Genomic DNA, 15,030 nt, shown 5'->3' on the forward strand with positions numbered 1-15,030 from the left:
TACAAAGATAGGATTTTTTGTTCTCTCCTCCAAAAAATCAATTTCCCTTTTGCAAATATACCGCCCGAATATTCCACTTTTGGTGCGATAATGCAAAACGAAGCGAAAAAAATGGTTAAATTTGCATTGTTTGACAAATAACTACAGATGAAAGCGATATTTCTTATAGGCTACATGGGGAGCGGAAAGTCCACTCTCGGCAAGGCGTTGGCCCGGCGTTGCGACGTTGAGTTCATTGACCTTGATGACTACATCGAGGCCCGTGCGGGCAAGAAAATCCGCGAGATTTTTGCCGATGAGGGTGAGGCCGCTTTCCGCGACCTCGAACGCCGTATGCTCGTGGAGGTCAGCGGAAAGGACAATGTGCTTGTGGCCTGTGGCGGTGGCACTCCGTGTTTCGGCGACAATATGGAACTGATGAATAGCTGCGGAACCACTGTATTGTTGCAGACCTCACATGGCCGCCTGTTAGAACGCCTGAAACGTGGTCGCCACAAACGTCCGCTTATCGCAAATCTCTCTGATGAAGAGCTTGATGTGTTTATCATCGAGCAGCTTGCCAAACGTATGCCACACTATGGAAAATCGGCCGAAGTGTTTGACTCGACCCTTCTTGAGGATGAGAATCAGATTGAAGAGAAGTGTGAGGCTTTCATCAGTCGATTTGGTTTACCGGTGAAGGGGAGTATAGAGGAGAAAGTATAGAGAGGAAAGTATAGAGTATAGAGGGGAAAGTATAAAGTATAGAGTATAAAGTGTAAAATATATGGTTCAGGACATTCCCACTCCGCAGGAGCAAGCTCAGGAAACATGCACGGCTCACCGAGGTTTCACCATCGGTCTGCCGGCTTGTGAGTACCCGTACGAGCGCCGTTTCCCCATCACTCCCGAAGCTGCCGGTCAGTTGATCGAGCGAGGTTTCCGAGTGAAGATGCAGGAAAATGCCGCCCAGTGCATCAACTATGGCGATAACAGCTATATGCGTGTCGGGGTCGAGATTTCGACTCGCGAGGAAGCACTGCGAAGCGACATAGTCATACATCTTGCCCCGATGACGGCTCCGGATGTCCGCAAGATGCGTCGTGGCGCCATGTTGCTGACCCTGCTGAAGCCCTCACATCAGGATTGCGAGGCGGTTAAGGAACTCCTGCGCCGCCATGTCATCTCCATAGCGGTTGATCTTATAGAAGATTCGCGCGGGTGCACTCCCTTTGCCGACATTCTTGCGGAAATCGACGGGCGCGCATCAATAGCAATGGCTTCGTCGCTTCTCGCCGATTCGACCCGTGGGAAAGGTATTCTTCTGGGAGGCGTGGCGGGGATTATCCCCTGTGAGACATTGATAATCGGTTCGGGTATTGCTGCCTGTGCTGCCGCGCGTTCGGCTGTCGGACTCGGTTCGACGGTGAGGATGTATGACAACGATGTCTATTCCCTCCGCCGTGCCCAGCAGGAACTCGGACCGTGGGTCATCACTTCCACGCTTCATCCCCATACGCTTGAAAATGCGCTCCGCAGTGCCGATGTGGTGGTCGTCACCCCGACCCAAGAGCCTTTTGCCGTCAGCCGTGAGCAGACCGACATTATGAAACGTGGAGTCCTTACCTTTGACCTCGCATCCGATACCGGTGCGGCTTTCCCGGCCATGCTTGCCGTGGATCTTGCCGGAGCCTTTGCCGTGCGCAATTCGGCTTCCATCCGTGACCGTGTGTGCTTCACCCACACGGGATGTGCGGTTGCGCGCACCGCTGCAATGGCTCTCAGCAACACCTTCCTGACACTGATGAGTTCGATTGTCAGTTGCGAGGGGGTAAGCAATGCCCTGAAATTGCTGCCGGGAATGCAGAAGGCGACCTTCACATTCTTCGGACGCATTGTCAATCCGCTCATCGCCCGCGCCACAGGGATGCGCAGTGTCGACATCAGCATCTATCTAACATTATCCTGAATCCAAAACATAACGCAATAGTCAGAGTAAAGTAAATGGCACCGAGAAGGAAATTTTATGTCGTGTGGAACGGTTATGCCACCGGAGTCTTCGACTCCTGGGAGGAATGTCAGCTTCAAGTGAAAGGCTATCCCGATGCCAAGTACAAGAGTTTTGACTCACAGGAGGCCGCAGTGGGCGCCTATCGTGGCGACCCTGCCGAGCAGCTCGACATTCTCAAAGCCATAGCCAAAGGTCCGGCGGTCAAGGTCAACTATGAGGCTATTCCGGAAATCAAGCTCGACGCGCTTGCCGTCGATGCCGCTTGCTCGAAGAATCCCGGCCCGGTGGAATATCGTGGGGTGTGGGTGCGCACGGGTGAGCAGATTTTCCATGTGGGGCCTCTGCAGGGTGGTACAAATAATATAGGTGAATATCTCGCGCTTGTCCACGGTCTGGCCTTGCTCCATAAGCAGGGACAGCCTTACACACCTATATATACAGACTCGCGCACGGCCCGCTCGTGGGTGCGCAACCGTCAGCCGAAAACAACATTGAAACCAACGGCTCAGAACGCGGAACTTTTCGAAATGATGCGCCGCGCCACCGCATGGCTCCAAAGCCACGAAATCACCAATCCGATTCTCACCTGGGACACCCCCAACTGGGGCGAAATCCCCGCCGACTTCGGCAGGAAGTAAGGCAATTATCCCAGTAGGTATATCCAGTAGGGACGCTTTAGGTATATCCAGTAGGGACGCTTTTCAAAGCGTCCGCAACAGCATAGAGATAAAAGAGAATACCAGAATTGATTAACGTTTTAATGGATTCCGTAGCTGATGTATTTTATTCGTATTCGGGTTGCGGACGCTTTGAAAAGCGTCCCTACAGGGGCAATCCCTACAGTGGCAGTAAAGGCCATCGATGTATCCGGCTTTAGGCTTTCGGAGGCTGATTGTTGATGTGGTCTTTTATCGTAAGGTTTACTGCAAGGTAAATGACCAGACCTCCCCAACTGGCAAAAAGGCAACATAAAACCCATGCGATTTTGGATGACTTGGAAAGGGTTTTATTCTTACGATTCAGAATCAGGCATATAATTACCGGAGCAAACAGAAACAAAATTCCGAATATGCTGAAAAGAGTTGTTTGAAGGTCCATCATAATTATAAAATTTTATTACATAAGTTTGATTATTGCATAAGAAGAACCACTATCCATAGTGCAGCGGTATGGATATGCCGTATCTTAGTCAATTAGAATGGTCTCTTCATAATGCAATCCGAAACCTTCGTCTATATGATTGTCATACTTATTAATATAACGATTGATAAGAAGAGAAGGTTTAACAGTTATTTATGTAACTTCTTGATATGATGCTCCGTGCAAACGCGAGGCCCTAAAGCCACGAAATCCCCAATCCGACTTCGGCCGGAAGTAAGTCAATTACATTCTGGCCAATTACATCCTGGTCAATTATATCCTGTAGGGACGCTTTTTAAAGCGTCCGCAACCTCATAGATACCGAAAAATATATACCAGAAAAAATGTATACCGATAATAAATGAAATCTACCGCAACCGAAAAGAATGCCAACATCTGATTAATGGTTTGATTTATTCGGTGTCGAAAGTGTTTTATTCAGTATTTTTTATTCAGTATTTAATGTATTTTATCCGTATTCGGGTTGCGGACGCTTTGAAAAGCGTCCCTACTGGAGGGATTTGGGTTTGTAGCCGTGGAGGGCGTAGTATAGCATGAAGAGTTCGCAGATGAGGGCGATGACCCATGTCCATTGCCAGCCTCCCCATGCGTCGGCGAGGATGCCTTGAAGTACGGGGAAGACAGCTCCGCCGAATACTCCCATCATGAACACACCGGAAGCCTTTGACGTGTATTTGCCGAGCTTGTCAATGGCGAGGGTGAAGATGCAACCCCACATCACCGAGTGGCAGAGGCCGACCGAAACGAGTACCCAAAGATTGTTGGATATTATCGCTATTATTATGAGGATGGTCGCGAGGATGGTTGTCACGATGAGCAGCAGGCGTGGAGGAACATTCTTGAAGAACGAGAATATCAGACGGCCCACCATCAGTCCGCCCCAGTAGAGGGTTGCGAGGAGTGCGGGGATTCCGAGGTCGAGACCCCACAGCACAATGTGGTCCTTGCCGAAGAAGGATGGACCCAAACCTTTCTCAATCAGTTCCATCGCATGGAGATTGACGTTGACACCTACTGCAACTTCCGTACCGACGTAGAAGAAGATTGCCACTACACCGAGGGTCAGATGGCGGAACGACCACACGCTCCTCTCCAGTTTCTCTTCAGGATTCGAACGGGTCCCCTCGATGTCGGGCAGATGCAGACGCGAAGTGACGAGGAGTGTCACGGCTATGCAGAGAGCGATGAGGATGAAGGGGATGAGCAGACTGTCGGCGGTCACGCTTTCGATAGCTACACCAGCGAAGATGATGCCGGTCACGAAAAATGGTGCTATGGTGGTGCCGAACGAGTTGGTGGCGCAGACGATGTTCATGCGTTGGACCGGTTTGGTGCCCGGAAGTTCGTAGGCGGCGATGTAGGGGTTGATGACCACCTGGAGCAAGGCTGCCGAGGTTCCCATCAGGTATGAACCGAAGAGAAACACGAAATATGCTCCCGGAATGGAGTCTGTGCCGACAGTGACATGTAGGTCAGGGTAGATTTTCACAACCCACGATGAGAGCGCGTACATCAGCAAGCCTCCACACATCACCCCGAGGGCACGCATGAGGGTGGTCTTGTAGCCGTGGCGGTTGATCCATTTGCCTCCGGTGGAGCTGTTGAGCAGGTAGCCGAGGAAAAAGAAGAAAGAGATGAGGGTTGTGAGAGTGTTGCGCAGTTCGTCGGCATTCGATAGGAAGGCCACTTTCATGGGACCCTGAAACTGTCCGTTGACAGTTGTCAGGAAACCCACGATGAAGTAGATGAAGGTCAGGACGAGAAATGGTCCCGCCGTCGGAGTTTTCTTGTCAGTCATGGCCTTGCGGTGTTAGAGGATGGATTCGAGGACCGGCATGGCTCCGCGCTCCGCAATGGCCTTGCACATTTCGAGATAGAGACCGACGAATTTTTCCTCCTTGCTGAGGTCCGTTGCAGTGAATGCCGAAAGACCGAGGAAATCCACGGGATTGTCGGAAGAGATGAGGGCTTTGTCGGCCTCGGTCATCCATGGTTCGGCGATTTCGAAGTTCTCACCGTTGTCGTCCGTGTGAAATTTGAGATAGTGACGGTAAGCAGCGAAGAGATAGGCCACACGGCTGAGGTCGGCTTTCCCGTCGGAAAGCATCTTGATTAAGTTAGGCATGATATAGACGGGGAACTTCGAAATGCCGTCGAAACATAGACGGGCCACCTGGTCGCTGACACTGCGGTTGGCGAAGCGTTCGATGAGTGTCTGTTTGTAGAGTGCAAGGTCAGTGTCGCCGGGTGCGGGGACGAAGGGTGTGATGTCGGTGTCCATGAATTCACGGACGAGGCGGACAATCCTTTCGTCGTGCATGGCTGCATCGACCTTGCGGTAGCCTGCGAGGAATGACGGATAGGAGAGGAGTGTGTGGGATGCGTTGAGCAGACTCAGCTTCATGTTTTCGTAGGCAGTCACGTCGTCGGTGAATTCCACCCCGACTTTCTCCCATGCCGGGCGTCCGGCGGCAAATTTGTCTTCGATGACCCACTGGATGAAGTCCTCGCAGTAGACGGGAGCTTTGTCATCGGTACCGTTCATCTCGTTGAGGCGCTTGATGTCTTCCGGACGGGTAGCGGGTGTGATACGGTCGACCATGCTGTTGGGGAAGGTCACGTTGGTCTTTGCCCACTCGGCAAGCGCGGGATCCTGAGCCTCAAAGAAGGTCATGAACGCACGGCGGGCAGTGTTGCCGTTGTGCTGGAGGTTGTCGCATGAGAGGATGGTGACGGGTGCGCCCGAACGCTCCATGCGTCGGCGCAGTCCTTCGGCTATGAAACCGAAGGCGGTTGTCGGGACAGCCGGGCGCTTGAGGTCTGTAGATACCGCAGGGGTGTCGAGCATGAAGGCTCCTGTGGCACGGTCGGTGTTGTAGCCACCTTCGGTGATGGTGAGGGTGATGATTTTGGTTGCAGGGTCAGCGATTTTTTCAATTATGGCTTCGGGGTTCTCACCGGCCCAGATGAGTTCGGTGAGCGAGCCGATAGCGTAGGCCTCGTCATTGCCGTCGCGTCCGCAGACGGTCAGGGTGTATTCACCCTTCTGGCTTTTGAGGGCTTCGTAGAGAGCCTTGTCCTGCGGCATGAGCATTGCGCCGCAGATGGCCCATCCGTTCTGCGAGGGGTCGGCGAGAAGGAGATTGGTGTAGAATTCTTCGTGGGCGCGGTGGAAGTTGCCGACACCTATGTGGAGGATACCTGTCGAGAGGTTTGAACGGTCGTAGCTGTAGGGTAAGATTTGATTTTTCATGATGGTATTTATGTCTATATAAAGAGGTAAGAATTGATTATTTCTCAGATTTGTAGTGCAAAGATAGGCGGGAGAAAATACTATAATAAATAAATTGGTGTTATTATTAATGAGAACGTTTGCGGGAACGTTTCCAAAATCTGCAAACGTTTTCATCTTCCCGCAAACTTTTCCCCTGAATCTAACCCTAACTTCCAAATCTGACCCTACACAATGAAGCGTATCACCATCAAGGACATTGCACGGACACTCTCGCTGTCGGTATCGACTGTCTCCCGTGCGCTCACCGGCGACAAAAACATCCGCACCGAAACCCGCGATGCCGTCATTGCTGCTGCCAAGCGTCTCGGTTACCGTCCCAACCCGGTTGCCAAGAACCTCAAGGCCGGACATTCCAACACTGTCGGTGTACTTGTCCCCGAGATGATTACACCCTACGCAGCCAAAGTCATCAGCGGAGTGCAGAGCATTCTCTACAGTCGTGGCATAAAGGTGCTTATAGCCGATTCAGGGGAAGATTCGGCTAAGGAGCGAGACAATCTTGCCCTGATGGAGCAGTTTATGGTCGATGGTATCATCATCAGCCTCTGTGACTACAAGCGGAACAACGATGAGATACGCCGTTTGGCTGAGGCGGGAATGCCCATCGTGTCCTACGACCGCATGGCGCGTGGGCTCGACATTCCGCAGGTGACTGTCGATGACTATATGAAGTCATTTTTCCTTACCGAGAAATTGATTCTCGGTGACCGTAAGACGGTTGTCCATCTTCAAGGACCGGATTGTGTCTACAATTCCATCGAGCGGTTCAGGGGCTATCGTGATGCGATGGCGAAATACCGTCTGCTAGTCACACCCGAGATGGTCATTAGGACCGGCCTGTCGTTTGCCGACGGAGCAGAGGCGGCCGACAGAATCATGCGCGAATGCCCTTCATGCGATGCAATCTTCGGATTCACCGACACGGTTGCCATCGGTGCGATGAACCGCATGAGGGAACTCGGCCGGTCAATACCGGAAGATGTCGCGGTGGCCGGATTTTCAGGGACGGAACTTTCAACCATAGTCTATCCGCAGTTGTCGACCGTAGAGCCGCCTCTCGAACTCATGGGCCGTACAGCCGCCGAACTCCTTCTTGAAAAAATCAACAACCCCTCCGCCCCCAATCGCTCCGTGGTCCTCAACGCCGACATAATCATGCGCGGTTCGAGTCAAGCATGATTAACCGGGAGCCGGATTTCATTTGGAGATTTTATGGATGATTTTAAAAATCATTAACGAAGGTCTTGGATATTAAAGATATTTGCTACCTTTGCGGTTGAAATAGTTGTCCGGCGTGAGGAGTCGCGCCATGATGGACATTAAAAGGGAACACGGTGAAATTCCGTGACAGTACCCGCTGCTGTAAGTCCCCTCTACGATGCAAAATTCATCTTGCATGATGCTTGATTGAATTTGTCATTGATGAAAATTCTCCGTAACACGTCATTGCCTGTAATGGTGAGAAGGCGCGGAGAATCGGGATAAGTCAGAAGACCTGCTGTTTCAACAAATAAAGAAAAACCTGCGGGATGATGGGTTGATTCTCTTTTTCATGTAAAATTGGCATAGGGTTCCTGTAATCCATTCCACTTCTATATATAATAGGAGTATCCTTCTTGTTTTTCAGACAGCCGTACATAACGGCGGCTGCAATTTAACCGATAAACAAGAATGGATTCCATGAAGTGCAACAGACTACGATTTATCCCGGCCTCCTTACATCGAATATTGCAAGGGCGGGTAGTCCATGCAGGTATATTCCTTATTTTTACTTTGTTTTTCAGCCATTTCGATGGCTTTGCCGCAGGCAATCCGACCAATTCGGTTGATTCAGTCAACAGGTTGGGTGAGGTTGTCGTGTCGGCACGTCGACGGCCGCTTGCCACAGTCCAGGACCTTGCCGGAGCGGAATTGCAGGCTCTTTCGTCGACATCCATAGCCGATGCGCTCAAGTATTTCGCCGGTGTACAGATTAAGGATTATGGTGGCTTGGGCGGATTGAAGACAATCAATGTCCGCTCACTCGGGGCGCAGCATGTCGGGGTCTACATCGACGGCATAAGAATCACCAATGCGCAGAACGGCACCGTTGATCTCGGCAAATTTTCACTTTCCACTCTTGAATCGGTCTCGCTCTACAACGCCAACAAGCTTGACCGTTGCCAGTCCGCATCGGAATTCGCTTCGGGTGCCACCGTCTATCTCCGAACTCGCCGTCCGACCGTCGATTCGCTCTCTGTCCTGGGTGCGATAGGGTCGTTTCATACCTACAAAGGACGCGTCACAGCCCAGATCAACCGCAACGGTTGGGCCGGATTTCTCGATGGGGAGTATCTGAAGTCAAAGGGTGATTATAGATTCAGATATAAATCACAATATGAGGACACGGTGGGTGTGCGTCGTAACTCCGACATTGAATATTACCGTGTGGAGGGTGCGCTGTTCAAGGACGGCTTTTCATCACATCTTTACTGCTATGTCTCGGAGCGCGGTGTGCCCGGCGGAATCGTGCGCCGTCTCTCCGACAAGTATGTCAACGTCGGTCGAGAGTGGGATGTCGATTGGTTCGCACAGGCCTCATGGACCCACCGTTTCGCCAAGAGCCATCAGGTGTTGTTCAACGCCAAATACACTCAGGAATATCTGCGCTATTGCACTGATTATCCCGAAAATCAGAACACTGCGAGAGTCAACAACCACTATTGGCAAAAGGATGTCTACGCTTCGGCCTCATATTCCTTCACCCCGTGGCGATGGATGTCGTTGAATGTCGGCTATGATGCCCGTCACTCTTGGCTTGAAGCCGACCTCCGCAATTTCCACACCGTGCGTCGTCTCGACCAGAAGGCTGTCGTTGCGCTCCAGTCGGAATACCGTGGCTTCCGACTGGCTGCCTCCATGCTCTATCAGCACTACCGTGACCATACGCGCACCCATGCCGGAGCCGCCGACCCCCTCAGCAGATTCACCCCTTCCGTGACCCTCGGCTATTCGGTCAAAGGCTTTTCGTTCCGCGCATGGTACAAGAAGATATTCCGTGCGCCGACACTTAATGACCTTTACTACACGCAGGTGGGCAACCGCAATCTCAAACCTGAATACACCCGTCAGTTCAATCTCGGTGCAGAGTATCACTACAACACGTCCCGTTGGTCAGTCTCCGCGCAAGTCGACGGCTATATCAACAGTATCGACAACCGCATTGTCTGTCTCCCGCTGAAAGGGACCTATTCATGGTCGATGATGAACTATGGCGAGACATATTGCCGTGGACTTAACTCCACGGTCTCCGGACGTTTCTCTCCCGGCGATTGGACTTTCTCACTCCTTTCATCAATCACATGGCAGCGTGACCTGAACCGGACCGACCCCACCGATCCGGATACCTACAATAAACCGATATGCTATTCTCCGACCTTCTCCTGCGGCCTTACCGGAATCGTTGGATGGAAGTGGCTGACTCTCTCCGTTTCCAATCTCCATGTCGGTAAGCGGATGTGGTCGTATGCCGACCCGGAGGATGTCTTGAAACCCTACAACAACATAGACCTTAAGCTCACCGGCACCTCGCGCCTCTTCTCTGCCTCTCTTGAAATCAACGACCTCCTCGACGAGCAGTACGAACACGTCCCGCGCTACCCTATGCCCGGTCGCAGCTTCACTTTCTCCCTCAGCCTCTACATGAAATAATAATTCCACTCCCCTATGAAAAATCTCTGTATCTATTTGACCTGTTTGCTGACCTCCATGCTGTCAGTGACAGTTGTTTCCGCTCAGGAGAAACTGATTGTTGTCAACGAAGGCAACTGGCAGACCGACAACGGTTGCCTCTCATACTTCGAGGACGGACGCATCGTGAGCAACAAATGGTTCCGTGAAGCCAACGGCTATAAGCTTGGCGACACCCCGAACGACATCATTCAGCTTGGCGACGATCTCATAGCCATCGCCATCAACTGGTCCAACATCGTCCAGTTCATTGACAGCAAAGGCAAGGCTGTCGCTGCGACCGAAGATGTCCCCAACAACCGCAAACTTGCCACCGACGGTGAGTATCTCTATGTGTCCTCCTACGGTCACGAGTGTGGCACCATAAATGGCATGATGTATTTCACAAAAGGCTATGTTGCCAAAATTGACCTCCGGACATTCAAGGTTGTCAACGCCGTTGAGGTCGGTTATGAACCCGAAGGTATCGCCTACTATAAGGGTCGTCTTTTTGTCGCCAATACCGGCGGTTATGCGTTTCAGGAAGATCACCCCTACGAGACAACCGTGAGCATAATTGATCCGGTCACGATGAAGGTTGTCAGAAACGTGGACACCGGTCAGATTAATCTTTACGGCAAGATGTCGCAGAGCGGTCAATACCTGTGCATAAATTCTCCGGGTGACTACTATGATGTCCCGGCAGCCACAATAGTCTTTGATTGTCAGGCTGTCATTGACGGTAAGCCGGACAAGGAGTGTTTTGTCAAACTCGAATATGCCTGCACCTACAACTGCACCATCACCGACGGCCGTTTCTTCGCCATCGGCTCACGCTATTCCTACTATACCGGAGACTATACCTTCAACTACGTTGTCATTGACCCCGCAAAGGTCATCGAAAGTAACGGTAGTCTGGGCATTTCGGAGGATTTTCCGGGCACTGTGCTAAGTGACTTCAAGAAATTCACCATGCCCTACGGAATCTATGTCAATCCTTACACCGGCTACATCTATGCCACCGATGCAGGCAACTATGTGGCTGCAGGGTCACTGTATCAATGGAATCCGGAGGGAAAGCTGCAGGGTGTCCACAAAATCTACATCAATCCAGGCCATTTTCTTGCCCTCCCGCCCGATGGTCATTTCACCGGTATTGATGAGGTCATAGCTGATTCTTCTGCCGTTGCGGATTCCATCATATATAATATGCAAGGTATCCGCGTCGCCCGTCCGATTCCGGGACAAATCTATATACGCGCCGGAAAGAAGTTCATACAACATTGATTCACCAATTATTTCAATATCTAATAACAAACCAATCAAAAATGAGAACCAAGACTTTACTCCTCACATTGTTGCTGACAGCAATTGGGGCCGTCAATCTCGGGGCTGCGGCTACCAAGCTGACGGTAAAGATGGACGCCACTTCGCCAACGATGACGATCGTCCCGAAAGGTGGAGAGACCCCTATTGAAACCGGAGAACCCTCCACCCGCATCTATGAGTTTGACATTGACAAAGGCGAATATGTCCTCACTGCCTACGGCAAGGACGGCGAGACCGTCAGCGGAACCATCGAGTTCAAAATTCTTGGCGACAGCCTCGAACAGCAACTGACCGTGCTGACCAACACCCTCGCTGTCACCAATAAGAAAGCCGACAACACTTCATGGGTCTACGGTGAAGACTATACCATCAACACTATCGTGCGTTCGCGCGAGGGTGCCGATCAGGTGGTCACTCTCGGCAACAGCGTCACAGCCGGACGCAAGACCTGTCTGGCTTTTAACGGCAATACCATCATCGCAACCTTCGTCCCCTCCGACGAGCATCGCAAGGAAGGTTATACCGACAATGTCCAGTCGCGTACGCTGACTGCGGGTGTGACGGTGTCGGTCAAAATCCCGATGGGCGGTTACTACACCATACCTGTACCCAAAGAAGCCGGTTTTGAGCTGAACATGAAGTTTGTCCACTTCACGGACTTCACCAAAGTGGAGCCATACGAGGTAAAAGAGGAGGGCGACAGAACTCTCTACACCTACTATCTCTCGCAAGGTCAGGTCTACAACTACCGCACATGGATGGAAGGGAAACTTACCCAAGGCGGTTATTTCACCTATCCGACCGATTCAACCAAAATCCCGGAAATATCATTCACCCGTGCAGACTACGAAGCCTACAATCCCAAGCAGATTAATCTCTCACCTCAGAGCAATGACACATACGAGACCGGCGACATATTTGTCAATGCCGATTACCGTGGTATGCTCTCGCTCAACGTTGGGGAAAGTTTCCAGGCTCACGCCATGCGCACATGGGAGCTTACCGACAATTCAACCAACAACTATTTCATCGAGCCGGATTTCCACTATACAGTCCTTGATCTCGACGGCAAACCCTGCAAGGATGTCATAGAAATAGATTCCACGAAGACCACTTCACCCTGGGTCACAATTACAGGTAAGAATCCCGGCACAGCCATCGTCCTCGTGACCTACGATGCCATCGGTCTCAACTATTATTCCGGAAAGGAAAAGAAGGCTTATCTCGGTGGTGAATACTGGGGTGCTATCTGGCCTGAAAATACCGGAACCTACGTCGTGACTGTAGGGGAATCTGCTTCCGGCATCATTCCAAACATGACTGTCAATGAAAAGTACAATATCCCTGCCGAGGGTGCCAAGACTCTGAAAATGTCGGGCGCCTATGTCGATGCTGAGCATGATGTGTTCTACTATCTCGACACTGAGGATTGCGCCTACTATACTTTCACTCCCGAAGGTGTCGACAATGTCACCATCGCCTATCCCACCATCACTGAAACTGAAGCAACATATACCGGCTTCACTTCGGATGGTGTCGTGAAGAATGAGGATGGTTCCTACACACTCTCGCTCAGACATGGACGTCAGATTGTCAAGCTCACCGATGCGCAGGGCCGCTCGACCTATCAGGTGATGAGAGCTCGTCGTTGCACCCGCGAAATCTCCAACACGTCGCGTCCCGGAAGCAAGGTGTTCCAGCCGGGTGACCGCATCAAGATTCAGTACAACGGACTCTACCACCCCGCCAACAAGATTGCCGGTATCTACAACATGAGTGCATACGTGACCTACAACAGTGTGCCTAACGGTTCATCACTCATTCTCAGCGCCAACCAGTACAATTTCGCCGGAATTCCCAAGGCCCAGGCTGTCGAAGTAGATATACCCGAGGACTACGATGCCCTTGCCAATCCAATGTGGGTCATGGATGAAGGTGTGATTCAGGTTAACGGCTACGGTGACCCCATCGGCAACCACCGCTTCATTGATCCCATCGGTGGCCGCTCTCCCAACTTTACCGCCGTCCCCCATAAGACATATTTCGGATATATACCCGATGTTAGCATTCCCCTCAGTCCTTACAAGGCTTTCGATATCAAGCTTTCAAATCCGGAGGGTGCGGATGTCACCTTGAGCTTCAATGGTAAGGAGCTTACTCCCGGTGAGGATGGTCTCTATAACGGTACTTACGGAACATATAGTGTGATAGGTAAGAAAAAAGGCTTCCTCTGTTTCCGTGAGGACTTCGAGATAAGTGATGACGCCGAGGGCCTGCAGACATTCAATATTGATCTCGTGGCCGATGCCTCTTCTTGGGACGGTGAATCAGTGGCCGAAGCTCAGGAAATCGAAGGTGTCTACCACATTTCCACTCCCGAACAGCTTGCATGGTTTGCCGCACAGATCAACAGCAAGGGTGTCGATGCAAGTTCAAAGGTCATTCTTGATTCTGACATTCAGCTTGGCGGATATGACTGGACCTGCATAGGTTCAAGCAGCTCGAATCCCTTCACAGGAGATTTCAACGGCAACAACCACTCGATTGAGGGTCTGTTCATAAATCTCCCCGATGCTCAGTATCAGGGACTCTTCGGTTACTTCGGAGCCAACAAAGCCACCACTAAGGTGCATAATCTTCGTGTCAGCGGTTCGGTGACCGCCAAGGCATACGTCGGGGGACTCGTAGGTTCGTCTGCCGATAACACTGAAATCGACCGTTGCGAGGTCAATGTGACCGTCACTGCAAGCGGCAACTACGCCGGTGGTATTGTCGGTATGCTTACTGGCAAGAGTTCCAAGGTTTCCAACTCGTCCAACCTTGCAGCTGTCGCCGGTACTTCCAATGCCGGAGGTATAGCCGGAGGTTGCAGTGTCAGTGCTGCCACTGCCCCGACTTTTGAAAATGTGTTCAATATGGGTGAGATTGTCGGTGGAACAACAGGCGGTTGCATCGGCTCGACAGGTGCTTCTGTCGCTACGAAGATAAATGTATTCTCTACATTCGAAGGCCGCAATACCGCCGGACAGGAAACTGTGACACCCGAGCAAATGGCTTCAGGTGAAATCACCTGGCTCCTCGGTGAGGCTTTCGGTCAGACAATCGGTGAAGAAAAGTATCCGGTAATCGGTGGTGCCAAGGTCTACAAAGTCAACTATGTGCTCGTTGACAATGGCGCTGCAGTTGCCGATGACTCCGCTGATGCTGAAAACGTCATCTATACCAATGGTAGTCTTCCCTCGGAACTCAATGGAGATGAGGTTCGTTGGTTTACCGATTCGGAGATGACCTCACAGGTGAGCGCAGTTGAAAGCGATGTCACTCTCTATGCCGCCGTTGGTACATTCTCCGGCATTGACAATATCATCGGTGATGGTGAGGAAATGAATGTCCGTTGGTATGACCTCCGCGGCATTGAAATCAATGCTCCCGCTCCCGGTGTCCACGGTATCTTCATCCGTGTCGTCAACGGTCGCAGCGAGAAGGTTGTCCTCTGATTCCCGGCAATTCAGATTTTCTGAATTTACTGACGAAGCTGTATCATAAT

10 protein-coding genes and 1 riboswitch are annotated in these 15,030 nt (G+C 51.4%); of the genes, 7 read left to right on the forward strand and 3 right to left on the reverse strand.

Going from position 1 to position 15,030, the window contains the following annotated elements; genetic code table 11:
• The first annotated feature begins 147 nt into the window (after window positions 1-147).
• From QZ310_RS01715 to QZ310_RS01725, 3 genes are all read left to right on the forward strand, one after another.
• Window positions 148-705: a shikimate kinase gene (locus QZ310_RS01715; RefSeq protein ID WP_297069718.1), complete on the forward strand. Its 558-nt coding sequence runs from the start codon at window positions 148-150 to the stop codon at window positions 703-705.
• A 61-nt stretch (window positions 706-766) separates the two neighbouring features.
• Window positions 767-1,948 carry a hypothetical protein gene (locus QZ310_RS01720; RefSeq protein WP_297069721.1) on the forward strand — a complete coding sequence of 394 codons (1,182 nt, stop codon included), beginning with the start codon at window positions 767-769 and terminating at the stop codon, window positions 1,946-1,948.
• A gap of 35 nt (window positions 1,949-1,983) precedes the next feature.
• On the forward strand, window positions 1,984-2,628 hold the full coding sequence (locus QZ310_RS01725; RefSeq protein ID WP_297069723.1) for a ribonuclease H family protein: 645 nt from the start codon (window positions 1,984-1,986) through the stop codon (window positions 2,626-2,628).
• 235 nt (window positions 2,629-2,863) lie between these two features.
• On the opposite strand, the gene QZ310_RS13690 is transcribed toward QZ310_RS01725, so the two are convergent.
• The 3 genes from QZ310_RS13690 to QZ310_RS01735 form a co-directional block, all read right to left on the reverse strand.
• On the reverse strand, window positions 2,864-3,091 hold the full coding sequence (locus QZ310_RS13690; RefSeq protein WP_366141947.1) for a hypothetical protein: 228 nt from the start codon (window positions 3,089-3,091) through the stop codon (window positions 2,864-2,866).
• A gap of 547 nt (window positions 3,092-3,638) precedes the next feature.
• Window positions 3,639-4,949 (reverse strand): MFS transporter, encoded by a 1,311-nt coding sequence (locus QZ310_RS01730; protein ID WP_297069725.1) that lies wholly within the window; start codon window positions 4,947-4,949, stop codon window positions 3,639-3,641.
• 12 nt (window positions 4,950-4,961) lie between these two features.
• Window positions 4,962-6,404 (reverse strand): mannitol dehydrogenase family protein, encoded by a 1,443-nt coding sequence (locus QZ310_RS01735; protein WP_297069728.1) that lies wholly within the window; start codon window positions 6,402-6,404, stop codon window positions 4,962-4,964.
• A gap of 213 nt (window positions 6,405-6,617) precedes the next feature.
• Between QZ310_RS01735 and QZ310_RS01740 the strand changes: the two genes are divergently transcribed.
• The 4 genes from QZ310_RS01740 to QZ310_RS01755 all read left to right on the forward strand — a co-directional run bounded on the left by QZ310_RS01740 (window position 6,618) and on the right by QZ310_RS01755 (window position 14,980).
• Window positions 6,618-7,625, forward strand: a complete 1,008-nt coding sequence (locus QZ310_RS01740; protein WP_297069730.1) for a LacI family DNA-binding transcriptional regulator — start codon at window positions 6,618-6,620, stop codon at window positions 7,623-7,625.
• An 86-nt stretch (window positions 7,626-7,711) separates the two neighbouring features.
• Window positions 7,712-7,964, forward strand: a riboswitch (cobalamin riboswitch).
• Window positions 7,965-8,219: 255 nt separating this feature from the next.
• Window positions 8,220-10,136, forward strand: coding sequence for a TonB-dependent siderophore receptor (locus tag QZ310_RS01745; protein ID WP_297069732.1), 1,917 nt, complete (start codon window positions 8,220-8,222; stop codon window positions 10,134-10,136).
• A gap of 57 nt (window positions 10,137-10,193) precedes the next feature.
• Window positions 10,194-11,441 carry a hypothetical protein gene (locus QZ310_RS01750; protein ID WP_297069734.1) on the forward strand — a complete coding sequence of 416 codons (1,248 nt, stop codon included), beginning with the start codon at window positions 10,194-10,196 and terminating at the stop codon, window positions 11,439-11,441.
• Window positions 11,442-11,482: 41 nt separating this feature from the next.
• Window positions 11,483-14,980: a hypothetical protein gene (locus QZ310_RS01755; protein ID WP_297069736.1), complete on the forward strand. Its 3,498-nt coding sequence runs from the start codon at window positions 11,483-11,485 to the stop codon at window positions 14,978-14,980.
• Window positions 14,981-15,030 lie beyond the last annotated feature (50 nt).

The organism is uncultured Duncaniella sp., from assembly GCF_910577345.1.
In the GTDB taxonomy this organism is placed as follows: Bacteria; Bacteroidota; Bacteroidia; order Bacteroidales; family Muribaculaceae; genus Duncaniella.